Source organism: Acetobacter oryzoeni, from assembly GCF_004014775.2.
Classification (GTDB): domain Bacteria; phylum Pseudomonadota; class Alphaproteobacteria; order Acetobacterales; family Acetobacteraceae; genus Acetobacter; species Acetobacter oryzoeni.
The window spans coordinates 1,854,335-1,879,110 of record NZ_CP042808.1; the positions used below are offsets into that span (position 1 = coordinate 1,854,335).

At 54.0% G+C, this 24,776-nt stretch carries 21 protein-coding genes and 2 riboswitches; of the genes, 10 read left to right on the forward strand and 11 right to left on the reverse strand.

Going from position 1 to position 24,776, the window contains the following annotated elements; translation table 11 throughout:
* Positions 1–10: 10 nt before the first annotated feature.
* Positions 11–1,510 carry a mannose-1-phosphate guanylyltransferase/mannose-6-phosphate isomerase gene (locus tag EOV40_RS08540; protein WP_128105660.1) on the reverse strand — a complete coding sequence of 500 codons (1,500 nt, stop codon included), beginning with the start codon at positions 1,508–1,510 and terminating at the stop codon, positions 11–13.
* 94 nt (positions 1,511–1,604) lie between these two features.
* Positions 1,605–1,684: riboswitch (SAM riboswitch) on the forward strand.
* A 110-nt stretch (positions 1,685–1,794) separates the two neighbouring features.
* On the opposite strand from EOV40_RS08540, the gene metZ reads away from it, so the two are divergent.
* The 3 genes from metZ to folE all read left to right on the forward strand — a co-directional run bounded on the left by metZ (position 1,795) and on the right by folE (position 4,246).
* Complete coding sequence (metZ, locus tag EOV40_RS08545) at positions 1,795–3,003, forward strand: O-succinylhomoserine sulfhydrylase (RefSeq protein ID WP_050818257.1); 1,209 nt, start codon at positions 1,795–1,797, stop codon at positions 3,001–3,003.
* A gap of 120 nt (positions 3,004–3,123) precedes the next feature.
* Positions 3,124–3,594, forward strand: a complete 471-nt coding sequence (gene apaG, locus EOV40_RS08550) for a Co2+/Mg2+ efflux protein ApaG (protein ID WP_050818258.1) — start codon at positions 3,124–3,126, stop codon at positions 3,592–3,594.
* A gap of 40 nt (positions 3,595–3,634) precedes the next feature.
* Positions 3,635–4,246 carry a GTP cyclohydrolase I FolE gene (folE, locus tag EOV40_RS08555; protein ID WP_003624543.1) on the forward strand — a complete coding sequence of 204 codons (612 nt, stop codon included), beginning with the start codon at positions 3,635–3,637 and terminating at the stop codon, positions 4,244–4,246.
* A gap of 52 nt (positions 4,247–4,298) precedes the next feature.
* Here the strand turns inward: folE and EOV40_RS08560 are convergent, their stop codons facing one another.
* Both EOV40_RS08560 and moaB read right to left on the reverse strand, forming a co-directional pair.
* Entirely contained in the window at positions 4,299–4,877 is a 579-nt protein-coding gene (locus EOV40_RS08560; RefSeq protein WP_003630066.1) for a DJ-1/PfpI family protein, read from the reverse strand.
* A complete protein-coding gene (moaB, locus tag EOV40_RS08565; RefSeq protein WP_196332569.1) occupies positions 4,870–5,508 on the reverse strand; it encodes a molybdenum cofactor biosynthesis protein B in 639 nt (212 codons plus the stop codon). The genes EOV40_RS08560 and moaB overlap by 8 nt, the downstream gene beginning before the upstream one ends.
* Positions 5,509–5,642: 134 nt before the next feature.
* Here moaB and EOV40_RS08570 point away from each other — a divergent pair, with 134 nt between their 5' ends.
* A complete protein-coding gene (locus tag EOV40_RS08570; protein ID WP_050818261.1) occupies positions 5,643–7,109 on the forward strand; it encodes a carbohydrate porin in 1,467 nt (488 codons plus the stop codon).
* On the opposite strand, the gene EOV40_RS08575 is transcribed toward EOV40_RS08570, so the two are convergent.
* Together EOV40_RS08575 and EOV40_RS08580 are read right to left on the reverse strand one after the other, a co-directional pair.
* Positions 7,093–9,798 carry an AAA family ATPase gene (locus EOV40_RS08575; protein ID WP_128105661.1) on the reverse strand — a complete coding sequence of 902 codons (2,706 nt, stop codon included), beginning with the start codon at positions 9,796–9,798 and terminating at the stop codon, positions 7,093–7,095. The genes EOV40_RS08570 and EOV40_RS08575 overlap by 17 nt on opposite strands.
* Positions 9,795–10,943, reverse strand: a complete 1,149-nt coding sequence (locus EOV40_RS08580; protein WP_128105662.1) for a metallophosphoesterase family protein — start codon at positions 10,941–10,943, stop codon at positions 9,795–9,797. The genes EOV40_RS08575 and EOV40_RS08580 overlap by 4 nt, the downstream gene beginning before the upstream one ends.
* Before the next feature lie 312 nt (positions 10,944–11,255).
* Here EOV40_RS08580 and EOV40_RS08585 point away from each other — a divergent pair, with 312 nt between their 5' ends.
* The 6 genes from EOV40_RS08585 to EOV40_RS08610 all read left to right on the forward strand — a co-directional run bounded on the left by EOV40_RS08585 (position 11,256) and on the right by EOV40_RS08610 (position 17,026).
* Positions 11,256–13,340 carry an FUSC family protein gene (locus tag EOV40_RS08585; protein ID WP_128105663.1) on the forward strand — a complete coding sequence of 695 codons (2,085 nt, stop codon included), beginning with the start codon at positions 11,256–11,258 and terminating at the stop codon, positions 13,338–13,340.
* Position 13,341: 1 nt separating this feature from the next.
* On the forward strand, positions 13,342–13,542 hold the full coding sequence (locus EOV40_RS08590; RefSeq protein ID WP_003624554.1) for a DUF1656 domain-containing protein: 201 nt from the start codon (positions 13,342–13,344) through the stop codon (positions 13,540–13,542).
* 15 nt (positions 13,543–13,557) lie between these two features.
* On the forward strand, positions 13,558–14,520 hold the full coding sequence (locus EOV40_RS08595) for an efflux RND transporter periplasmic adaptor subunit (protein ID WP_087651893.1): 963 nt from the start codon (positions 13,558–13,560) through the stop codon (positions 14,518–14,520).
* A gap of 42 nt (positions 14,521–14,562) precedes the next feature.
* Positions 14,563–15,327: a hypothetical protein gene (locus tag EOV40_RS08600; RefSeq protein ID WP_128105664.1), complete on the forward strand. Its 765-nt coding sequence runs from the start codon at positions 14,563–14,565 to the stop codon at positions 15,325–15,327.
* A gap of 101 nt (positions 15,328–15,428) precedes the next feature.
* Complete coding sequence (locus tag EOV40_RS08605) at positions 15,429–15,665, forward strand: DUF3297 family protein (RefSeq protein ID WP_050818267.1); 237 nt, start codon at positions 15,429–15,431, stop codon at positions 15,663–15,665.
* A 101-nt stretch (positions 15,666–15,766) separates the two neighbouring features.
* A complete protein-coding gene (locus EOV40_RS08610) occupies positions 15,767–17,026 on the forward strand; it encodes an NAD(P)/FAD-dependent oxidoreductase (protein WP_050818268.1) in 1,260 nt (419 codons plus the stop codon).
* A 105-nt stretch (positions 17,027–17,131) separates the two neighbouring features.
* Here the strand turns inward: EOV40_RS08610 and EOV40_RS08615 are convergent, their stop codons facing one another.
* The 6 genes from EOV40_RS08615 to ribD form a co-directional block, all read right to left on the reverse strand.
* Positions 17,132–19,726, reverse strand: coding sequence for an MMPL family transporter (locus tag EOV40_RS08615; protein WP_128105665.1), 2,595 nt, complete (start codon positions 19,724–19,726; stop codon positions 17,132–17,134).
* Between the two features lie 114 nt (positions 19,727–19,840).
* On the reverse strand, positions 19,841–20,851 hold the full coding sequence (locus EOV40_RS08620) for a lysylphosphatidylglycerol synthase domain-containing protein (protein WP_087651892.1): 1,011 nt from the start codon (positions 20,849–20,851) through the stop codon (positions 19,841–19,843).
* 70 nt (positions 20,852–20,921) lie between these two features.
* Entirely contained in the window at positions 20,922–21,407 is a 486-nt protein-coding gene (ribH, locus tag EOV40_RS08625) for a 6,7-dimethyl-8-ribityllumazine synthase (RefSeq protein WP_128105666.1), read from the reverse strand.
* Positions 21,408–21,443: 36 nt separating this feature from the next.
* On the reverse strand, positions 21,444–22,757 hold the full coding sequence (ribB, locus tag EOV40_RS08630) for a 3,4-dihydroxy-2-butanone-4-phosphate synthase (protein ID WP_128106231.1): 1,314 nt from the start codon (positions 22,755–22,757) through the stop codon (positions 21,444–21,446).
* 14 nt (positions 22,758–22,771) lie between these two features.
* On the reverse strand, positions 22,772–23,374 hold the full coding sequence (locus EOV40_RS08635) for a riboflavin synthase (protein WP_128105667.1): 603 nt from the start codon (positions 23,372–23,374) through the stop codon (positions 22,772–22,774).
* A complete protein-coding gene (gene ribD / locus EOV40_RS08640) occupies positions 23,356–24,408 on the reverse strand; it encodes a bifunctional diaminohydroxyphosphoribosylaminopyrimidine deaminase/5-amino-6-(5-phosphoribosylamino)uracil reductase RibD (protein WP_128105668.1) in 1,053 nt (350 codons plus the stop codon). The genes EOV40_RS08635 and ribD overlap by 19 nt, the downstream gene beginning before the upstream one ends.
* A gap of 99 nt (positions 24,409–24,507) precedes the next feature.
* A riboswitch (FMN riboswitch) is annotated at positions 24,508–24,654 on the reverse strand.
* Between the last annotated feature and the right edge of the window lie 122 nt (positions 24,655–24,776).

Here is a 24,776-nt window from a genome sequence, read left to right on the forward strand (position 1 = left end):
CCTGTCATGCCTATTCCCGGCTATACAAATCCTGCACACGCACAATATCGTCTTCACCCAGATAGGGGCCAGACTGCACTTCAATAAGCGTAAGCGGGATACGGCCAGGGTTTTCCAGCCGGTGCAGCATACCAACCGGCAGGTACACGCTTTCATTCTCCCGCACGAGAATTTCCTCATCTCCACGGGTTACAAGCGCTGTACCTTCCACCACCACCCAGTGTTCTGACCGATGAAAATGCTTTTGCAAAGAAAGCTTCTGCGCCGGGTTCACCACAATGCGCTTAACCTGAAAGCGGTCTCCCTGCGTAAGGCCCTCATAAAACCCCCACGGCCGATATATGCGGGCATGATCTGTTGCTTCTGTGCGGCCTTCTGCCTTCAGGCGCTGGACAATGTTTCTAACATCCTGCGCACGATCTTTATGCGCAACCATTACGGCATCCTGTGTCACCACAATGGTCAGATTTTCAACACCCAGTGCTACGGTCAGCGTGCCATCTGTGCGAATGTAAGAATTGTGCACATCCTCCAGCATCACGTTGCCATAAACCGCGTTGGCGTTTTCGTCCTTCGCGCTGAGTTCCCATAAGGAATCCCAGCTTCCGATATCGGACCACCCAAAATCAGCAGGCACCACAGCTGCTTTGTCCGTGCGCTCTGCTACCGCGTAATCAACTGAAATATCAGGAGATTTTTTAAAACTCTCCACATCCAGACGTTCAAAATCCATGTCTGTCTGGCGTTTTTCTACAGCTTGACGCACGCATTCATATAATTCGGGTTCGTATTTTTGGAGTTCATGTAAAAACGTACCGGCACGCGTAACAAACATGCCTGAGTTCCACAAATACTTGCCACTTTCCAAAAACTGATGCGCTGTTTGCACATCCGGTTTTTCAACAAACCGCGCTACACGGCATACGCCTGAAAGATCGGGCAGTGGCGCGCCTTCCTCTATGTATCCGTACCCTGTTTCAGGGCGGGAGGGCTTCATACCAAATGTCACAACGTATCCGGCTTGGGCGGCCTGAACAGCACTTTCCAATGCCTTATATAACCGCTGCGTATCCGTTATGGCGGCATCTGCGGCCATAACCCACAATACGGCATCGGAATCTTTTTCTGCTGTCAAAAAAGCTGCGGCGGCAATAGCCGGAGCTGAATTGCGGCCCACAGGTTCCAGCACAATGCGGGCGTCCTGCACGCCTACATCCCTCAGTTGTTCCGCTATAATAAAACGATGTTCAGCATTGCAGATCACCACCGGGCCGCACAGCTTGGCTGTCACACCACGCAGGGCTGTTTCCTGCAACAGGGTTTTTTCTGTCAGCAACGGCCAGAACTGCTTGGGATAGCTCCCGCGAGAAACCGGCCACAAGCGGCTACCAGAACCGCCAGAAAGAATAACAGGCACAACCTCCTGCGCATTGTCTACATAAACAGAAGTGACTGATTCTTTCTTGCCGGACATGCATAAATCCATCAGATTTTTGAAATATTCATCCAAGTTAAATCACCGCAAGCCTGTTTTGTGAAGGCTGCTTGCACAGAACTTGACGATAGCCAATATCCGGGCTTACCCTGCCTGCCAGCAAGGTGTTGCGCCCTGCCCTCGTGATTTGTAAGGCCGGCTTGCGGCGAGGTAAAAGAAACGCGCTAAAGAGGCTCTGACACGGCATTTGGCCGGCTGTCATGGTTTCCACGGTCAATTTAAGAGATTGAGCTGCTTTGGCAGGCACATGGGCCTGTCTGCTGCTTGGTCTGACACGCCAGAACCGGATACAAAGACCCATGAGTGACAACAAGATTGCATTTTCTGAAGCGTGGCGCCCCGCAACCCGTCAGCTCCATGCTGGTGTGGAACGCACGGAATATGGTGAAACCAGCGAAGCCGTGTTTCTGACCTCCGGCTTTGTTTATGACAACGCTGAACAAGCTGCCCGCACCTTCCGTGGTGAAGAAGAGCACTATCAGTATAGCCGCTTTGGCAACCCCACAGTTGCGGCTCTGGAACGCCGGTTGGCTGATCTGGAAGGCGCAGAGGCTTGCGTAGCAACGGCTACGGGCATGGGTGCAGTTTCCTCCGCCCTGCTCAGCCACGTTAAAGCAGGAGATCGGGTTGTTGCCTCCCGCGCGCTGTTTGGCTCCTGCCACTGGATTGTTGCCAACCTTCTGCCCCGTTATGGCGTAGAAACCGTTTTTGTAGATGGCTGTAACCCGGACGAATGGGCAAAAGCACTTTCCAAACCCACAGCCGCCGTACTGCTGGAAAGCCCATCCAACCCCATGCTTGATATCCTGGATATCAAGGCCATTTCAGACCTAGCCCACAAGGCTGGTGCAATTGTGGTGGTGGATAACGTATTTGCCTCCCCTGTTTTCCAGAAGCCTCTTCAGTTGGGTGCGGATGTTGTTGTCTATTCCTGCACCAAGCACATTGATGGCCAAGGCCGCGTGCTGGGTGGAGCTGTGCTGGGCCGCAAAGACTGGATTACGGAAACGCTTCAGCCTTTCACCCGCAATACGGGCAATGCGCTTTCACCTTTCAACGCATGGGTGATGCTTAAAGGGTTGGAAACACTTTCCCTGCGCGTTAACGCCATGGCAGCCAATGCTGCGGCTGTGGCCGATTATCTGGCATCTGCCCCCGGTATTGTAAGTGTGCGCTACCCCGGCCGGGCCGATCATCCGCAGTATGAACTGGCCAAACGCCAGATGAGCGGCAGCGGAAGCCTGATTGCCTTTGAGGTAAAGGGTGGCCAGAAAGGGGCATTCGCCTTTATGGATGCACTAAAGCTGATTGCCATTTCCAATAACCTTGGGGATGCACGCTCTTTGGTAACGCACCCAGCCACAACTACGCATTCCAAGGTGAGCGCAGAAGACCGCGCCGTACTCGGCATTACAGATGGCGCCATCCGCTTTTCCGTCGGGCTGGAAGACAGCGCAGATCTGATTGACGATCTGGCCCGTGGTGTTGCGGCCCTTCAGGCTATCTAAATAAAACCCTCATTGCCTCTCCCAAGCCACCTTTAAGGTATCGGGAGAGGCAATGCTTGGCATAACAGATGGGTTCGTGATAGGTGCAAGCACCATCCCGTACCACAAACAGGATATTCCATGCCCGACTGGGCCACTTCTCCCCTTTTGCAAGATCCAGAAGAAGCCATGAACGAGCTCTTTTCCTCACTACCTGTCTATGAGGCAGTTACGGAGAATGTGCGCGTGCAGGTACAGGTGTTCTGGCTGCCAGACCAATCCGAACCAGATGAGCATTCCTATTGCTGGGCCTATCGTATCCGCATTGGTAACGATGGCACACAGCCTGTGCAGCTTCTGGAACGCACGTGGCACATTACAGATACCGCCGGGCATACAGAATATGTGCACGGTTCTGGCGTAGTGGGAGAACTACCGGTTATTCAGCCCGGTGCGCTGTATGAATATACCTCCGGGGCATCTCTTGCCACGCCGGGCGGATTTATGAGCGGGCATTATCTTATGCAGGACAAAAGCAGCGGCAGACGGTTTGATGTCAGCATTCCTGCTTTCAGTCTGGACAGCCCCTTTCTGCTCCGCCAGATCCACTAATCCGCCCCATCATATCCCTATACTTTTTCTGGAGTGTGGCATGAGCGTGCCTCCGTCTGATACATCCAAACGCCCAACACAAGCCGAAGCAGAACAGGCCGTACGCACCCTGCTGCGCTGGGCTGGCGACAACCCGGACCGTGAAGGCCTGCACGATACCCCTGCCCGTGTTGCCCGCGCTTACACCGAGTTTTTCTGTGGGTATGAGATTGACCCCGCAGCCTTGCTACGCCGCACCTTTTCCGAAGTGGAAGGGTATGATGAAATTGTGCTGCTGCGTGATATCCGCTTTGAAAGCCATTGCGAACACCACTTGGCCCCCATTATCGGGCGTGCACATGTTGCGTATCTGCCGCGCCAGCGCGTTGTAGGCATTTCCAAACTGGCACGTGTGGTGGATGCCTATGCCAAACGCCTGCAAATTCAGGAACGGCTGACAGCCCAGATTGCCAACACCATCAATGATGAACTGGAACCGCACGGGGTTGCCGTTATTATTGAATCTTCCCACGAATGCATGACAACACGCGGCGTGCACAAACCCGGTGTTTCCATGGTCACCAGCACCATGCTTGGCGTTTTTCGGGAAAACTCAGACACGCGGCGCGAGCTGATGGCGATGCTGAACCGCCCTGCTGCCTGCGAATTCTAAAAGAAGACTCTCTCCCATCCAATCATGATGGGAGAGAAAAAGCCTTTGGGCCTTAGATGCTCACATTTGCACCCAGCACCTTAAGGAACTGAGCCAGCCACGCTGGGTGTGCAGGCCATGCTGGGGCCGTTACCAGTTCCCCATCCGTTACGGCTTCAGTAACCGGAATATCAGCGTAAGTGCCGCCAGCCAGTTCCACATCTGGGCGGCAGGCTGGGTAAGCCGAGACTTCACGCCCCTTAATGATACCTGCAGCAGCCAGAAGCTGTGCCCCGTGGCAAATAGCGGCAATTGGCCTATCGGCAAATGCTTTTACAATTTCCAACACCCGCGCATTCAGGCGCAGATATTCAGGCGCACGCCCACCGGGAATAATCAGCCCCAGATACTCATCCGTATCAATGGCATCAAAATCTGCATTCAGCACAAAAGCATGGCCGGGCTTTTCACTGTATGTCTGCGCGCCTTCAAAATCATGAATGGCCGTCAGCACCTTATCGCCCGCTTTTTTACCGGGGCAGATCACGTCCACCTTATACCCCACCATAAGCAGAGCCTGATAAGGCACCATGATTTCATAGTCTTCTACGTAATCACCTGCCAGCATCAGCAGTTTGACATCATCAGTCATGATGACCGTTTCCTTTCAAGCCTTCGCGCAAACGCGGCATCAACTCCACAAAGTTACAGGGCCGGTGGCGGCTATCAAGCTGGAAAACCAGAATATCATCCCAACCATCCTTCACCGCACCAGTAGAACCCGGCAGCGCAAACAGATACGTGCCGCCAGCCACACCTGCCAACGCACGAGACTGAATGGTGGATGTGCCAATCTTGCGGTAAGACAGCATACGGAATAGCTCACCAAACCCTTCAATGCGTTTTTCCAGCACGCTTTCAAACGCTTCGGGCGTTACGTCACGGCCGGTTACGCCTGTGCCGCCATTTGTAATAACAACATCCACCTGCGGGTCAGCAATCCACTTGCGCAGTTGTGCGGAAATCTTGTCTGCATCGTCTGAGATAATGGCCCGATCAGCCAGAACATGGCCCGCACCTTCCAGCCGCGCAACAAGCGCTGCGCCAGAGGTATCTGTTTCCAGCGTGCGCGAATCCGAAACGGTAAGCACTGCAATACGAACAGGAAGAAACGGCAGGTTGGTATCGATTTTAGACATTGAGAGAATCTTATCTCCATAATTCTGATGCAGAACTGCACCATATGGCCGTAATAATGGCCTATTTTTATATAAAAAATCCATTAAACTGCACAACAGCGACTACAATCGCATAAAAAATGCTTTAGAAAACGGGAACCGCAGTATCCCGAAACCCAAGGCCACACTTTTTTCTGCTGAAATATGAGGTGGCCGAAAGAAATAAAAATTAAGGGAACATGATTAAACGCCTTCACCTCCATTTTCCTTTTCGCGCCTTATGGCCGACCTGCCTGCTTGTTCTATCTCTTTTCGTTGTTTTACCTGCGCACGCACAGTTGCTGACAGGTGGAAACAGCGCCGTAGGCCTCTGGCCCAGCTTGCAGGTGGATAATGAAGCCGATCAGGTTGAAGATCCTGGCCCCTTTTTTTCTGCACCGTATGGCAAGGATCATTTCTTTGGAAACTGGTGGGGCGCACAGCCTTGGCTGCTAAGCCACGGCATCCATATCCTGGCAGACGTGCATGAAGAACTTGCAGGCAACTTTCGTGGTGGCCGCAGGAAAGGCGTGGATAATGCCGGACAGGTGGGTGTTGAACTGGATGTGGACTGGGGCAAGCTGACCAATGCCGACATCATGAAAGGGTTCTGGACCCACATGATGGTGGTGAACGGACATGGCCGTAACCTGAGCACAGATTACATTGGGGATTCACTGGGCGGCGTGCAGCAGATTTATGGCGCACGTGGTAACGTGGTGGCCCATCTTGTTTACCTGTATGGTGAACACGCTTTTCTGCACAATCATGTAGATATCAGCGCGGGCTGGATTCCGGTTGGCAGCTTTTTTGCCGCTTCACCACTGTTTTGTATGTACATGAACGTTGCCATGTGCGGGAACCCGGCCCCCACCAAATACACAGAAGGCGCCCGAGACTGGCCATCCGGTAACCTCGGTTTTGTTGCCCGTGTTATGCCCACAAAACAAACCTATATTATGGCTGGCCTGTTTGCTGTTTCCCCGCACGCTTATAACGGTGGCATTTCTGGCTGGGCATGGGCGCAGGATGGCTTGGGCAAGTTCTCATCCCCGGTGGAAATTGGTTGGCTTCCTTCCTTTGGGCGCAACCATCTGGTTGGCCACTACAAGGCTGGGTTTGGCTACGACAACTCCAAATACAAAAACCTGCTGAACGATGTAAACGGCAATGCATGGGTGCAGACAGGCGCACAGCCGCAATACGAGGCAGGCCGTGCAAGCGCATGGTTTATGGCTGACCAGATGCTGATGCGGAATGGTGATGGCCCCACCAATGGCCTGATCGCTCTGGCGGGTTGGATGTGGTCTGATGGTAAAACCACCGCCATGTCTCACCACGTATGGGCCGGCATGACGGAAACCGGTGCCGCATGGGGCCGCCCGAATGATAGCGTTGGCGCCATGTTCCAGTGGATGACCATGAGCCGCGCCTCTGTTCTGCAGCAGGAAGCTGCATTAGCTGCTGGCGTGCCCTTCCCCGATAACCAGTGGGGCAAGGTATGGGGCATTCAGACCCACGAAAACATCTACGAAGTGTTTTACAACGCACATGTTGCCAATGGCATGTCTTTGCAGCCAGACTTCCAGTATATCAACCGTCCGGGCGGTTCCACCGTGTTCCATGATGCCGCAGTGATGGCGCTTCAGTTTAACGTGGTGATGTAAAACTTTCTTGCGGGCGCAGGCTTAACATCCTGCCCCGCAATGGCGCGAACAGTTGCGCATGGCACGTAAAAATAAGAATCTGAAAGCGCGTTGCAGCTTCTGCCATCACATCAAACAAACGTTCCAGCCGCATTGGATCTGCAAAAGTAAGTGCATCATCCAGCACCAGAATGGCCGGCACACCGCGCCCATGCAGCATTTCAGCAAAGCCCAGACGCACCAGAACAGCTATCTGCTCGCGCGTACCATCAGAAAGATCCACCACATCTTCGCGCTGATTGCGTGAAAGAGCAGCCACCCCGAAATCTGCATCCATTTCCAGTTCAGCACCGGGAAACAATGCTGAAAATGCGGGCTGCATGGTTTTTACCAGTGGCCCCATATAGCGTGCTGTTTGCTCTTGCTCTGCCTTGCTTAAAACCTGATCTAGCAAAACAAGGGCAGACCTATCCCGCGTGCAGGCAGCCACTTCCATATTCAGGCGCTGCTGGAGCCGATCTGCCTCGGCTATACGTTCATCCAGCCCTTCACCTTCTGCGCCACGCACACGGGTTTCGCGCTCACGTATATCTTCACGCAGGCGGGCTATAGTTTCTCCGTCTGTTTTCTGGGCCTGTTCGCGCCGCTGAATACCGCTTTCCACCACAGCCAAAGGCCGTTCTTTTTGGCGTGCGTGCTCACAATGCTCCACGGCTGCCTGTGCGGCGTCCTGCTCCTGCTGGCATAGCTGCTTACGTTGGGCCAGTGCCGCATCTGGCTCACGCTCCTGCCAAAGTGCCAACTCTCGCTGCACACGGGCCAGCCCGGCTTCCTGCTGCTGTTGGGCTGCATTGGCTTTATCCAATGCAGCTTTGGCCGTTATAAACACCTGTTGCGTATCGCGCTCTTTTTCTCTGGCGCGCTCTACTGCTACTGCCGCTTCCTGCTCTTGCTGTACGGCTTCCTCTGGCAGGCGGTTGAGGGCATACTCATCAACACTTCCAATCTGGCTGGCCAGATTTTGCGTCAGCGTCTGTTTTTTCTGCGTGTAAGCGGCTTCCTCCTTCGCCAGAACATGCCGCAATTCCAGCAAAACCTGATCCGGGTTTACGCCCTTTTTATTGGGCACCGTGGCGGCAAAAACGGCTTTGGCTTCCTTAAGCTGACGTTCTGCCAAACAGCGCTTTTCATACTGTTGTTCGGCATCTTCTACATTCAGGCATGCAGCCTGTTGCAAAAGATCGGTTAATGCAGCTTGAGCTGTCTGTAACGCCTGCTGCAATTCAACCGTATCCCCGCCAACGGAAGGGGTAATAATAAACCGGCCGATGCCTTCTATCTGAATTTCTGCAGGAGCATGTAACAGGCTTTTACCCGATGCGCAGGCTTTGCCATTCAACACAACACGCTGCTGCGCTTGTGGCAGCAAATCCATCTCCAACACAGTTGCCTGCGCTTGCAACTGTTGCTCCAACGTTGCCACTTTTTGGGCTGCCTTACGCAGGCGCTGAATTTTGGCCTCATCCATAGGCAACGCATCAAACGCTGCCTGTGCCTGCTCTATTTGGGCAAAGCTTTCCTGCACATGCTTTAAATTTTCACGCTGGCGTAAAAGCGCTGCTTCCATGTGCTGCACTTCGCGCTGCTGCATGACATGGTGCAAAACAGCACGCCGCACCTGATGCTGCTGCACGGCCTTCTGGCATTCAGCCTGTGCAGCCTGATACCGCAGATTGGCAGCTTTTTCGTGCTCTGCCAGTTCTGCAAGCTCTTGCTTACTGGCTGCAATCAACTGCTCCAGCCGGGCACATTCGGCCCGGTATTCTTTTCGCCGTTCCTCTTCATCCCGAATATTCTGGAACTGCTGCACCGCTGCGGCTTTTCTGGCTTGAGCAGCTTTTTCTTCTGCATCCAAATTGCGCAGGCGGTCACGCTCTTCACGCAGCTTATGCAGTTCCTGCTCTTCCTGCTTTTGCCGTTCTGGGTTTTCCTGCTCACGCAACATGCGGCGGGTTTGCTCAAGCAGAACCAGATCTTCTTCCAGCGCCTTACGCTTGGCGTGAAGATGTTTCAGATTTTCCGCAGCTTGGGCCTGATCATCCAGAAGTTGCTTATAACGCCCTGTCGGTCTGCCGGTCGCGGCTGTTTGCAACTGCCCCAACCGCGCCTTTACACGCTCTAGCAACGCCCCCGCAGCAGCAATGCCCGTTACTTCCTGAACACCTTGCTCCAGACAATTCTGAATACTCGAACGGCCCGCGTTGTTTAAAACCGGAGCAACAAAACTCTCCCCTTGGCGCACCAAAAGGGCATTCCACAAACCCGTTGCTTCAGTTCTGCCGTTTTTCTCCAGTTCTAACAGCGCGTTCAGACGTTCTTCTGCCGTGTCTCCATCAAAACGTTCCTGCCCCAAATCAAGGCGCGCAAAAGCACCTTTCATGAAGCGTTTTTCCAACCAACAAGGCTTACCGCTCCATTCAAACCCCACACCAATATGGGGCGCACCTCCGCCATAGGGCTGCATCTCTTTAACAGGCTGAGCTTTGGAACCATGACGCAGGGTTAGCGCAGCGCGCAGGGCCATCAGCAAAGTGGATTTACCGGCTTCATTCGGGGCAGCCAGCACATTCAGCCCTTTGCCCAAACCTTCCAGACGCACTGGAGAGGTAAACCGACGCACACATTCAAGCTGGATATCTGTCAGAATCACGCTGCGCCACCTTCTACTTCATGCCAGAACAGGAACAGCCTTTGCAGGGCTTCCCTTGCCACAACACCTTCCTCGCCCCCTTGCTCCACCATCTGCAACAGTTCCTGTGCAGCCACTTTTACGGTTGCTGAGGCATCAAGTCGCTCCAGATCCTGCGCTCCTGCGGCCAGTTGAGGTGCGCCGGTTATGCGCAAACACGCCACGGCACTTTGTAAGCGCGTGAGAATAACGCTTTCGTATTTACGCAAATCATCCACACCCAGCAGGCCAGAAACTTCTAGCCATGCCATAACAACGCTGGGGTTATCAGGGTTTATGCCTCTTACACGCGCTTCCAGGGCTTCAATATCTTCATCATTGGTCAGCACAATGTCTTCCAGCTTGCGCCAGATATATTTACCCGTGCGATGCCGGGAGATAACGGGCTGCGCACATGGGCCATCCACTGTTACCACCAGTGTTTCCCCACCGCCTGCACCACCTGTTACAAAGCGATCTGTTTCTGGAGTGCCCGAATAGCAGGTGCGGGCATCAATCTGGCAAAAGCCGTGCCAGTCCCCTAACCCCAGATAGGCAAGCCCGGCCTGTTTGGCCCGATCCAGCGCAATAGGATTATGCTCAGCCTCTTGCCCATTGCTAAACCCCACAACAGACCCATGCGCCAACCCAATGCGCAAGGCATCTGGCGGCGTTACCTCATCATTCATGTAATCTGTGAGATCAGAAAGCGTATGGCGGCGCTTGAGCACGGCAGGCAACAACCACGCATTATGGGCTTTATCTATCTCTACCGCCTGCGGGCATGTGTGCAGATGCACATTATCCGGCACAGCATCTTCTCGCCTTAAACGTGCCCACACACCTTCTGGCGTATCTGCATCATGGTTACCGGGAATAAGATGCCACTGCACATCGGGGAACTGCCGCATCCGCTCCATAGGCTGGTGCAATGTGCGCCTTTCTGGCGTTTCGTGTTCATAAATATCACCCGCCACCAGCACACAACTTGCACCTTCCTGCCGGGCCAGTGTGCCAATATTACGCACAACATCTACACGTGCGGCCTGTAGCGCGCCCAAGGTATCATCATCTGCAAAACTGAATGTCTTGCCGATCTGCCAGTCTGATGTGTGAATAAATTTCATGAACTCTGGTGCACTCCATCACGCAACTGGCAGAAAAATTTCACTTTTCCATGACATACCCAGATCGTGAGCAGCCATCCCTTAACCTCACTTCATCTTATCTTATCATTAGGTTAGATATAATTCACACCCTCGCCATCTGGCCTGCCCCGCGTTAAGCGCAACCCCCCTCGTCACTCGTGGCATCACGCCAAATATTATATTTTATTTTAAGAAGCATGCTGATACTGCGAGATTCGCTTAAACCCGCCCTGTCTGGCTGGAAGTGGCATGCCCCTGATGTGAAGCAAAGAGGTTAAAGACAGCACAGACATGACAACAGAAACACCGGCAGCATTCCGTATGGGATCTTGGAAGACATTGTTTCTTCCCCTGCCATGCAGCATCTTCGCACATGGCTGGTTTCTGTTTTGTCTGCGCACATGGCTGTCTGCTGTTCTGGCACTTTCTACCGCTTTCTGGCTCCAGCTTTCCTCCCCCGGTTCTGCTGCCGTTACGGTTATGATTCTGGCACAGCCCACACGTGGGCAGGTGCTCTCCAAAGCACTTTACCGGCTGGCTGGCACAATTATTGGCGCGTTTGTCGCGCTTTTTCTAACCGCCTGCTTTAATCAGGAACGAGGGGTGTTTCTGGGCGGTGTGGCGCTATGGCTCACCCTATGCACCATTATGGGCACATTGGAGCGAGACTTCCGTGCCTATGCGGCCATGCTTTCTGGCTACACCGTAGCCATTGTGGGCATTAGCTGCATTGATAACCCGGCTTCCATCTTTGATGTTACCGTTAACCGTGTGTCCGCCATTGTGGTGGGCATTGCGGCCACGGCAGCCATTAACGATGTGTTTGGCTCCCCCACCGCGTTTGAAAAACTGGCAGCCAACCTGCGCCGCACAGGTGAAATGGTGCAACGCATTGCGCGTGATGCCGTAGCCGGCCACGGCGTGCCGGATGACATGACATGCGCTGGCCTTGCGGGCGAAATTATTGCCCTGACATCTCAGGTCTCATTCGCCAAAACCGAGCTTGCTGATGCCAAGCTGCGCCTTGCCGGTGCACGTTCTGCCATGGTGGCGCTACTGGAAATGCTAACCTGTAGCCGTGCCATTGCCAACGTGCTGCGCCGCGGCAACATCTCCGGCCCCATACTCAAACACATCCGCACATCGTTTGGGGATGGTACACCAGTAGAATCCCCACTTCAGGCCGTGCATGATCTGGAAGATCTGGCCAAGGAAGCCCATGCTGAGGAAGCCTCGCTTGGGCCAACGCTGGATGAAGCGTGGCTGATTGAGCGCTCCATGGCGCTTCTGTCTGACGCGCGATGGGCGGCAGATGGTATAGATGCGCTCCAGCATGGGCAGCGGGCCCGCACACAGGCGCCGGAACTCAAGATCGATCAGCATCATGATGTTATTGCGGCCCTCCTCAACGGCCTGAGAACCCTGATTGGGTTTTCCGTTGCCGCCGGGCTTTGCATTATCTCTGATATTCCTGCCACCTACAGCGCGCTTTCTCAGGTGGCCATTATTCTCACTTTGGCGGCCACCACTTATAATGCGCGCGGTTTTGGCATGGGGGCCCTTATCGGCACACCTTTGGCTATTGCCGTGGCCGCGGTGCTGAACTTTGGCGTGTTGCCCCACGGCGCAGACATGCCTTTTCTGGCAATGGCTATTCTCCCAATTATCTTTGGGGGCTGCCTGCTGTTAATGAACCCCAAAACAGCCACGATCGGGTTTAACGCGGGCGTTTTCTTCTTTGTTATTCTGGGCGTTGCCAACCAGCAAAACTACGAACCCTCAGCCTTTATAGACCGCAACGTGCTGTATCTGTTTGCAGCTATTATCATCTTTATTTCACTGGTGCTGCTGCTGCCACCTTCCGCTACGGGCAGGCGCTTTAGGGTTGGCATTACCATTGGGCACGATCTGCTGCTTCAGTTTGAAGGACATGGCGAACAAGCCGGTTCTGCCCTGATCAGCCGCCATTATGATCGGCTATGCCGCATTCTGGAATGGAACCGCTACCTCCCCAACAACAAGGCAAAGCAGCGCGTTTTCTCCCGCCTTGCCAGCCTAGATGAGTTGAACGTGGAACTGGCACGCGCACGCCGCCATCTGCAACGTGCCGCCACCATTCCTGCCATTCGGCTGGATGCGGAATCTGCCTACCGCGCCACCATTATCTATAACGTGGATTCAGCCCTTTACCGCATGAAGCGCAAAGCACGCGTTTTGCTGGATCATTCCATCAACCTGCCACACGGCCAGATGGCAACGGCCCTTGCCGCCGTATCTGCCATGGTTGGTGCCATACATCTGCTGGAACACAACCGTTCCGCTTTGCATCTGTACGATCTTGTCCCTGTGCCAGATCAGCAATGGAAGGCCCGCTAACATGGAATTACGCCCTGTTCTGGACATAGGCGGGCTGCTTGTTTCGTCCTTTGTTGTCCATGCCGGATTGGCTATTGCCACCCTGCTGGCTCTTAACCCGGTTCTATCCAAAGTACGTGCCCGCCGCGTGGTATGGAACCTGCCTCTGGCTGAATTTGGCATTCTTATATGCCTTATCGGCCTTTACACTATTTTGTTGTGAAAGGGCTTTCCGACCGTGTTTGAGCGCGCCCGCCGCGTCCTGCAGTTTATCACAACGGGGACCATTCTTGCCATTGCAGCCGTTGTTTGCTTCGTACTGTGGGATTACTACACAGCCGCCCCCTGGACCCGAAACGGACAAGTACGTGTACAGGTTGCAGATATTGCCCCACGTGTTTCGGGCCAGATTATTGCTGTGCGCGTGCGGGATAACCAGTTCGTTCACGCTGGGGATATTCTGTACGAAATTGATCCGTTTGACTTCAAGGTAGCTCTGGCAACAGCAACAGCCGCAGTCAACCAGCGCAAGGCGGATATGGCGCTGAAAGACACACAGGAATTTAGGCGTGACAAGCTGACAGATGCCGCTGCCTCCCGGGAAGAAAAGCAGGTTTATCAAGCCACGGCAGATATTGCCAAAGCCGCTTATGCACAGGCATTGGCCAATCTTTCCCAAGCCAAAATCAACCTTGATCGTACGTATGTGCGCAGCACGGTAACGGGGTATGTCAACAACCTCATCATGCGTGTGGGTGATTACGCAACGGCTGGTAAATCCAATATTGAGGTGATTGATGCCTCATCCTACTGGGTGGATGGATATTTTGAGGAAACCAAAATCCGCTCCATCCATGTTGGAGACCGCGTGCGGCTAGACCTTATGGGGTATCGTGAACCCATGTGGGGGCATGTTGTGAGCCTGACGCGTGGCATTGCAACGGCCAACGCGGCAACCTCAACACAAGGCCTGCCATCGGTTGATCCGGTTTATACATGGGTGCGTCTGGCACAGCGCATTCCCGTACGTGTGCAAATAGACAGCATTCCCCCCGGCACCCAGTTGGCCGCAGGCATGACCAGCACCGTGACTGTTGTGGGCAGCAAGGGCAAACGCGCGCATGATACCCTTACTGAGGCATTGGACCGTATGCACGATGCACTTATGGGTGGCACAGGTGGTAGTGGGCTACGCCATTAAAACAGGATAGACGCACCCCTCAGGCACTGGCAGAAAGAAAGCATGCTGTATTCTTTTTTTCGTTCAGAAGTTTGCGCTGCAACGGCTCTTTGCCTAGCTGTTTTTCTGCCCTCTGTTGCCTGTGGGGCAGAAAACACTCAAAGCCCAACGCTTGATATTGCAGCACCCTGCCTGAACAGCCTGCATATCCGGGCCCAAAAAGGCGTAACGCGGCCTGAACCGGAAAATGGCCAATGGCCTGCGGGCATTCAACTGACCACCAACGCAGACGGCAGCCTATCCCTTACAGGGCAAAACTGTCGGGCAGATACCAATCTTACACTCACCACCGCACCAAATATGCCATTGGCTATTACCAGCACAGGCAAAACATCTATTCAGGTGGATGATCGTAAAGGCCCTGTTTTTCTTCAGGCAGGCAGCGGCGCGGTAACACTAGGGCGTGCTGCGGAACTGAATGTTGTGTCTGATTCCACAGGAAGCATTACCATTCCTGTATTGGCAGATTCCGCACGTTTGCGTTCGACGCTTTCTGCTCCATTCAACCTCGGAAAAGTGCAAGCCCCGGCTCTGGCCGTTTATCTTGGTGGATCTGCCGCCTTTACGGCCCAGCAAGGCACACTGGAAGCGCTGGAAATTACATCCAACAGTACCGCAGATGCTGTATTTCATGGTGAAACTTCCGTGGCAGCTTTGCATGTTGAAAATGCAGGCAATATTTTAGTGGATAAAGCCACCGGCACATTGGCCACAGAGCGTGATGGCAAAGGGAAAATTGTTGTGACCTCAACCCAAGGCAACCATTAGCCCGCATTCTGCGCTGTAAATGCTGATCGAGCATGGTCTTTCAATATGAAAGCCCTTAAAACATCGGGGCACTTTTAACCGATATTTTAAGGACTCTCTAAATGTCTGATACCCTGCCCGACCGCCTTTCCGTAAACCCGGAAAGCCCTTTTTATAATGAAGACCTGCTGGCCCGGGGCATTGGCGTGCGCTTTAAGGGCGTGGAAAAAACAAACGTTGAAGAATATTGCATCAGCGAAGGCTGGGTGCGCGTGGCTGTAGGCAAAACGGTAGACCGGCGCGGCAACCCGCTTACCATGAAGCTGAGTGGCCCGGTTGAAGTCTGGATCAAGGACTGACCTGCCCTCCACACATATCCCAAATACAATTAAATACTTTATTAAATTGTAGATGTTTGGGATAGTGCACCCACGTCAACGTGAGATTCAGGGAGACTTCCATGACTCAAACAGAAAACTCCACAACACCAGATCTACGCTACACTGTTGTTGTCGTGGGTGGTGGATCGGCCGGTATTGCCGTAGCAGCCCGCCTGCTGCGTGAACGGCCTACGCTGGATATTGCCATTATCGACCCCGCAACCACTCACGCCTATCAACCGGGCTGGACACTGGTTGGCGCAGGCGTCATGAAACTGCGGAGCACGCTGGATCAGGAAGGTGGCGTTATTCCCAAAGGCTGCACGTGGCTGCGCGCTGCTGCGGCATCCTTCCAGCCAGATGACAACATGGTTACGCTGGAAGATGGCCGCACGGTTGCTTACAATCGCCTAATTGTCTGCCCCGGCCTCCAGCTCGATTGGAACAAGATTGAAGGCCTGACAGATACGCTGGGCCGCAATGGCGTATGCAGTAACTATTCCAAAGACACCGTGGAATATACATGGACATGCATTCAGTCCCTTTCCGGTGGCACAGCATTATTTACCCAGCCGCCCATGCCTATCAAATGCGCAGGCGCACCGCAGAAAATTGCCTATCTGGCATCTGATTACTGGCGCAAGCAGGGCACGCTAAACCGCACCAACGTAGATTTCTGCATGACGGGTGATGCGCTGTTTGGCGTTGGTTACTATCGCCCCGGTTTGCAGGAAGCTGTGGACTATTACGGCATTAACGTGCTGTACAAACATACGCTAATTGCCGTGAACGGGCCGGAACACAAGGCAACCTTTGCCGTTACCGGGCCAGATGGCAAAGTTACAAATGTGGTGAAAGAGTTTGACATGCTGCATGTCACCCCGCCACAGAGTGCTCCAGACTTTATCAAGAAAAGCCCCTTGGCAAATGAAGGTGGCTGGCTGGATGTAGACCCCAGCACGCTCCAGCACACCAAGTATCCGTCCATCTTTGGTATGGGCGATGTTATTGGCACATCCAACGCCAAAACCATGGCTGCTGCCCGTGCGCAAACCCCGGTAGTAACAGCAAACGTTCTGGCATCTTTGGATGGCAAACCGCTGACAGGCAGCTACGATGGATACGGCGCCTGCCCGCTAACAGTTGCTTATGGCAAGGTTATTCTGGCGGAGTTCCTGTACGGCGGCAAACCTGCCCCCAGCTTCCCTTACGATCAGCGCAAGCCTAGCCGCTTTGCCTGGTTCCTGAAGACAACCGTATTCCCGCGTGTTTACTGGGATATGATGTTGAAGGGGCGTGATATTGAAATGCCGCACCATCCTGAATGGGTGAAGAAGTAAGCACCTGCCTTTCTGATTTTTCTTTCAGAAAGCCGATATCAAAAAAAAGCCTCCCGATATTTTCGGGAGGCTTTTTTATTACCCGGTTCTTGGGGACTGTTTTTATCAGGCCTCGTCTATGGGCCGCTTGGGCAGAAGTGCTGGCACAAACACAAGCGTGGCCAACAGCGTGCAGCCCAGAGAAAGCAGCAACAACCGCCCCATGCTCGCCGTGCCCGGATGGTGCGAAAGCGCCAGAGAGCCAAAGGCCGTGCCTGTTGTAAGAGCGGAAAACAACACGGCGCGCGCAGTGGGAGAAGCCAGCGGATACTTCACGCCATCCCGCCAGTTCATGACGAAATAGATATTGAAGGAAACCCCAACCCCCAGCAGCAGAGGCAGCGCGATAATATTGGCAAAGTTCAGGGTTTCGGGCAGCAGCACAATCAGAATAACCGTCATCAAGGCTGAAAGCAGCAACGGTGCCAGCACCAACGCCATATCCTTAACACGGCGCAGAGCCAGCATGAGAATAACGGCAATCATCACAATAGCTGCGCCTGCTGCCTGCTCAAACGCCTTCACAATGGAACGTGCGCTTTCCACAATATCAACCGCTGTGCCAGCCATTTGCGGCTCTACTTTTTGCAAAGAGGCCACGAACTTGCGCAGCGCGCCAGAATTGGACATCACACCCTTAGGATGCACTTCCACCAAGGCGCGGCCATCTGGCAGCAGGTAATCATCTGCAATTTCAGCAGGCACGTCTTTAATGCTTACAGGTGTTGCCTGAAGCATGGTGCGCAGCTGATCGAGCTCTGTCGGCAGGAAGCGAACCAATGCGGTATTAGCCCCCTGCACTGTGGCATCTGGTGCTTCAGCCAGCTTGGCCAGAGCAGCCTGAATACGGCGCAGCGGATCCTGCGCAGGCAATTTATCTAGCACCCCGGCCAAAGCAACAGACGTATCATGCGCGGATTTACGCAGATCATCCGCTGTAGGAGCAGCCTTGGGCTGTGGCACAATAAGCGTTGGCAACAGAATGGAAGCAGCATCCTGAATAAGAGCCAGTTTCTGCTGCTGTTGGGTTGGCACAAAGGAACCCAGCCACATCACATCATTTACATCTGGCAGACCAGAAAGGCGCGTGGTTTCTTTTTCTGCATCAGCAAGAGAATGCACCAGCAGTTCTGCGCTGTAAGGAGATGTCTGCGGGTTATTGATTAACAGTTTAAGGGCGCGCATCCCTTCCGAGTTCGGATTTTTGGTATGCAGCGGGTCACCATCAAACTGTAGGCTGGGCACCAGAGCCAAACCCACCAGAGCCACCAGCGTAAAAAAGCCCAGAAGCAGCTTGCGCATATGGCGGATTTTAATATCCACCGGCTTCATGAACGCATAACCCATGCTAGGGCAGTTCAGCGGCGGGTGGCAGATTTTCAGCAACGCAGGCAAAAGCGTGGTGGTGCAGATAAAGGCCACCAGCATGCCAATACCGGCAATAAGACCAAGCTGCGCAACGCCCAGAAAAGCTGTGGGGGTAAAGGCCAGAAACCCAGCAGACGTTGCCAAAGCAGCCACAAGAATCTGATGCCCGGTTTCTTCACCCGTCAGGCGCAGGGCTTCAAAAACGCCTTCTTCACCCGGCTGCGTAGGTGTTTGGGCACGAAAGCGGACAGAAAACTGGATGGCAAAATCCACCGCAATGCCAACAAACAGAATAGCAAATGCCACGGAAATCAGGTTTAGCGTACCAACGGCCACAGCAGCAAAACCGGTTGTCAGCAACAGGCCCACAACAAGCGTGACTACAATAGGCAGCACCACACGCCATGTTCTGACAGCAAGCGTAAGCCACAAAGTAACAAGTGCCAGAGAGCCCAGAAGCCCTGCCACCATGCCTTCTGCCACGGTTGCAAATTCTTCGTCATCCAGCTGCACTTGCCCGGTCAGATAAACCTTGGCGTGTCCGTTTTTAACAAATTCCAAAGAATTAACAGCCTGCCGCATGGCATCTGCCGCAGCCCCACCCGGCTGGAAGGACCCGTAATCCAAGATCGGCTTGGTGATAACAAACTGATAGTTACCTGCCAGATCAGAAAGCTTGCCGCCCAAAAGCTGCTGCCAGGACATGGCCTCGGCATGGCCTGCCACAGCCTGTTCCAGCGTATTGGCAAAACCAGACAAAGGTGCCTGAAAGTCAGACAGATTGGCCTGATCCTGTTTTACGCCTTCCGCCATAAGGGAGAGCGCGCCAAACAAGCCGCGTGCTGAAGGATCCTGCGCCAGCGCCGCCAAGAATGGCTGCGCCGCAATGGTATCATTCAACACCTGAGAAAGCGGCTGTGGCTCCAGAAACATCAGGCCATTGCGCAGCAAATACGGGTTGGCATCTGGCCTATGCGCAAAAGAAAAATGAGTATGATCAGCGCTTATCTTGGCGGCCAGTTCCCGCGCTGTTTCCTGCCCTTCTTCCGGCATTTTGGCCTGAATGACAGCCACCAGAAGGTTTTCCTTCTGGGGGAACAAACGCCCCATTTCATCGGAACGCTGCTTCCACTCCAAACGGGGGGAAAGCATTTTGCTGGTATCTGTCGTTACTCCCAGACGGGTCATGCCAGCGTAAACGCCTGCCCCCGAAAGCACGAGAAACAACGCCACAACAGCCCAGGCATGGCGGGCGCAGAACGTAATGAAACGACCTATGGGTGCAAACAGCATGATGAACGACAGGATCCCAAAATAATCACAGCCCAAGCAGACAGGGCTGTCATGGTTTGCCCAACCCCCCAGCCAGAAGCAAGTGATGATGTAAGCAGGGCTCTGTTTTCCTTTTTACAGACCCGTGCGGGAAAAGGGCATTTTACGCAGGCGCTCGGCATAAGGGCGCCACGAATGCTCAAGCCATTGCCACAGTATAAGAGAGGGTAAGCCCCAAGCAATTTCACGCAAACGTTTGATGAGAGAAAGCGCAATGGCAACAGCAGGCGGCATACCAAAAAGGCTACCAACCATAATGTAGCCCCCTTCTGATACGCCAAGGGCACCGGGCACGGCAAACCCGGCTGATTTAGCTGCTTCCCCCACACCTTCGATCACAAATCCGGTAGCAAGAGAGCACCCATGCCCCATGAAGTGCAGAATCAACCACACCTCCACAGCCCCTAAAGCCCATGCACAAAACTGCAATATCAGGCCTGTAACCGCGTTGCGGCCTGATTTATATAGCGCGAGCACTTCCTTATTAAGGCCGCGAATACCATCAACACCGCTCCACCCTAAATGAGCGGCAATGCGGATCAGCAATTTTTCTATAAAAGCCACGGCGCCAAGCCACTGGCTGATAAATACGCCACCACCTATGGCCAAAAGCACCAATGCACTTTCCAGCAGGCGGTCTGTCACGGCGGAGCGTTTGACCAGAAACAGCAGCATAACCAAGCCGCTGAGGGTGAATACCACCTGGCTGAGTAGTTCGATTGTCAGATCGCAAATTGTTGCGGCAGCCGCATGCTTCAGACCCAAACCACGACGGGCCAACAGGCGGGAGGACATAACCTCCCCGCCAACCTGCGCTACGGGGAGCAGATTATTTATGCCCTCTCGCACACAGCGGAGCATAAAATAGGCCCTTAGCGGCAGAACCGGGCCAAAAGTGCGGCCTGCAATGGTGCGCCAAGCGGAAGCAGAAAGAAAAACCTGCACACTATGAAAAGCAATGGCAGCCAAAATGCCCCAACCGCCTGTCATAACCAGAGAAAAAATGGAAGACACCCCAAACTGGGCCAGCATCCATAGGGTCAACCCCAAACCGAAAATCCCGGCAATGAGAGTGACCCGCTTCATGCTTCCTCCATCCTTTTTCTGGCTTGGCTTTTACACTTTCGGTTGGTGCAGCCTAACACAACCCATTTTTTCAGCCTTTGATCTGGCGCAGTAAGGCCAAGGATTCCACACACGCAGCAGCGGCTTCGCGCCCTTTGTTGTGGATATCATCAGCAGAGCGTACCTGCGCCTGCTCTTCTGTATAAGTTGTCAACACACCAAAGGCGATAGGCGTTTCTGTGGCCAAAGAGGCCTGAAGAATGCCCATTGTGGCGCCCAGGCTGATAAATTCAAAATGCGCTGTATCCCCTTTTACAACGCAACCAAGGCAGATAACGCCTTCATAGTTGCCTGTTTTGGCAAGTGTCTGTGCCAGAAGTGGCATTTCAAAGGCACCGGGAGCCGCAAAAACATCACCCTCTTTCACAGTAATGTTATGTTCAGCCAGCCACGCAATAGCACCATCGCGCAGGCCACCCGTTACAACTTCGTTAAACCGGCTGACAATAATGGCCAGACGCGGCGCAGGAGAAAGTGCCTTGAGATCCGGCAAGGAAACAGGGGAACGTGTACCCATCAGTCAAACACCTTTAATCATTCGCTTATTTAAAAATCAGACAACCACATCTGGTTCGGCATCAGCGGCAACAAACTGCCCAAGATGATGCCCCATGCGCCGGCGCTTGGCTTCCAGATAGGCGCGATTATGCACTGTGGGTGGAATTTCCAGCCCAATCCGGCGGCGCACCATAAACCCGCGTGCTTCCAGCGCGCGCACTTTATCGGGGTTATTCGTCAGCAAATCCAGTTCGCCCACACCAAGGCTGCGCAATATGCCCGAAGCTGCGCGCCAATCTCGGGCATCTGTTGCAAAACCCAGACGATGGTTGGCATCTACCGTATCCAGCCCGGCATCCTGTAGTTCATAAGCACGGATTTTGTTGACCAGCCCGATGCCGCGCCCTTCATGCCCGCGCACATAAACCAGCACGCCACATTCCGCTTTCCCTATGGCCCGAAGTGCCGCATGCAGTTGTGAACCGCAATCGCACCGCAGAGAACCAAGGGCATCGCCCGTCACACATTCAGAATGCAGGCGCACCAGCGGCAGAGCGCCTTTGCGGTGCACATCACCTTTTACCAAGGCCACATGCTCTACGCCGTTTTCATCCTGATAGGCATGAATCACCAGATCATCCCCACCGTAAGCACTGGGTAAGGATGCCTGCGCCAGATCCGGCACGGCTGGTTCTGGTGCAATTTCGGGATTTGCCTCAGCGGCCTGCGTCGCCAAGGATGACAGGCCATGTGCTTTAATCCACGTCACCAACTCTGCAATAGAAACAATCGGCAGATCATGCTGGCGGGCAAAGACTTCCAACTGAGGACGGCGCGCCATGGTGCCATCTTCATTCAGAATCTCGCAGATAACAGCGGCTGGCTTTAACCCGGCCAGACGCAGCAGATCTATCGAACCCTCCGTATGGCCAATACGCTCCAACACCCCACCGGGGGCGGCGCGCAGCGGAAAGATGTGCCCCGGTGTGGCAATATCCGCAGGTGTTGCGTTTTCTGATGCCGCTACACGCACAGTATGCGACCGATCTGGCGCAGAAATACCGGTGCTTACGCCCTCTTTGGCCTCGATAGATACCGTAAACGCCGTACCGTACTGGGCTGTATTATCACTTTGCCGCACCATCATGGGCAGACCGAGACGATCCACCTGTTGAGGCGTAAGTGGCAGACACACAAGGCCACGGGCATGGGTAATCATGAAGTTCATGGCTTCAGGCGTCATGAACTCCGCGGCCATAACCAGATCGCCTTCGTTTTCACGATCTTCATCATCCACCATGACGACCATACGGCCAGCACGCACGGCTTCTACCGCCTGCAAAAGCCTTGCCGATGCCTTAGCTGCCACAGGGGCTGCTGTATTTACTTGGTCCGGCATTGTGCCTCCACATATTTGGCAATGATATCCACTTCCACATTCACGGCATCACCGACTTTAAGCGTGCCGAGCGTGGTGTGCTCCCATGTGTGCGGGATAATCATCAGTTCAATGGGAAAGGTCTCGCCGTTTGGCTCACCCACTTCATTCAGCGTCAGGCTAATGCCCGCAAGCGCCACAGAGCCTTTGGCCACCATGTAGCGCCGCAATTGGGCTGGCACTTCAAACACCACGCGCCGCGCATCACCAAACTGGGTACATTCTGTAAACCGTGCCACGGCATCCACATGGCCTTGCACAATATGGCCAGACAGACGCGTGGCAGGCGTAACGGCCCGTTCCAGATTAACCCGGCCACCAGCCTCAAGCACGCCCAATGTGGTGCAGTCCAGTGTCTCACTGCTCACAAAAAAGCGCACAAGCCCGGTTGTTGAAGGCTCTACAGCAGTTAGGCACACACCGTTTACGGCTATGCTTTCCCCCTCCGCCACATCGTACAGCCCTGTTTCCACTTCCAGCATAAGAGACTGGGGGCTGCGCTCCACCTTAGCCACATGACCGAGAGATTCTATGATACCGGAAAACATACCTGCTCCTGCGCACACCGTACCCATTCGGGAAAAAGAGAAAGAGGTGTGACATCATGTTGGGTTGAAACAGCAAGATGATCCTGCCCTGAAGCATCCTGACGAATGGTCAGCCAATCATCCCACAAATTATGGGTTTTAAGGGCCTCAAGCAGAGTTGGCCCGGCTTCTACCAGCACCCACAGCGCATCGCTTTGCGCCAGAATATCTGGCAGCTGCGCAATATCGGGGCAGAAGCGCACATCGAATGTAGCCGAAACGCTGGCCAGCCACTCAGCCGGCGCATGTTGTTCCTGCCCACACACCACCAACAGGCGGCGGCGTTCAGGGTGATCTTCAACATGCCTTACGGTTAGTGTGGGCCGGTCAGCCAATACAGTGCCTGTGGCTGTCACAATGCCATCTGTGACACGCCGCAAAGTATGCGCCAGACGGAGGGATGCCGGAGTTGTAAAGGTTTTTTGCCCTTTTGGGGGCACCATGGAGCCTTTGCTATCCAGCGCCTGTTTAACGGTTACCCAAGGCCGCCCGTGTGTCATGCGCATGGCAAATGGGGCCAACAACGCACGGCAGCGCGCATATGTGGCCGCAGCATTCATGCACTGCCACAAACGGTTAACCGTAATACCTTCACGTTCCAGCCGGGCAGCGCCCCCGCCCTGCACATGCGGGTTAGGGTCTGCACAGCCAATCCAGACAGTTTTTACAGGGGTAGAAAGCAGTGCTTCCGTACATGGGGGGGTGCGACCGGTATGATTGCAGGGCTCCAGCGTAACAACAGCGGTATCAATCCGCTCCACCAACCCAAGAGCACGTGCCTGCTCTACGGCCAATCTTTCTGCATGTGCGGTACCTGCCTGATGATGTGCGGCCACAACCAGCACATCTCCTTGCGCATCCAGCAGCACACACCCTACCGGCGGGTTGGGGGCTGTACGCCCTACAAAGCTCCACGCCTCAGCCACGGCAAGGTTAAACGCCGCGCCAATGCGTTCTGGCATGATCTGTCGGGAAATCTGTGAAAAGCTGTTCACCCTGTTTCTGCCCGCGTTCTCATAAACCAGACGGACTCAGGGCATAAGATAGCCTTGCACGCACGTAATTCTGAACGAATCACGACCACGTACCAGTCTTTCTGTTCTCTTCCATCCGGACTGTAACCGTCGGCCCCGGAATTGCACCGGATCTGCTGACCCCGCCAGAAGCGGGCGCTCGCGGGCTTACAACGCTGTGCGCTGCTTACCGCCGGTAGGGATTTTCACCCTGCCCTGAGAACATCACACCCACAACATGCGAGTGATAACAAGTATGATGGCCCTGCATTTTGCCTTATGCAAGAGCAAATCCCTTCACAGTTTGTTAAAAACTGCACCCACCTTGCCCAAATGTTTCGGCAAAGTTA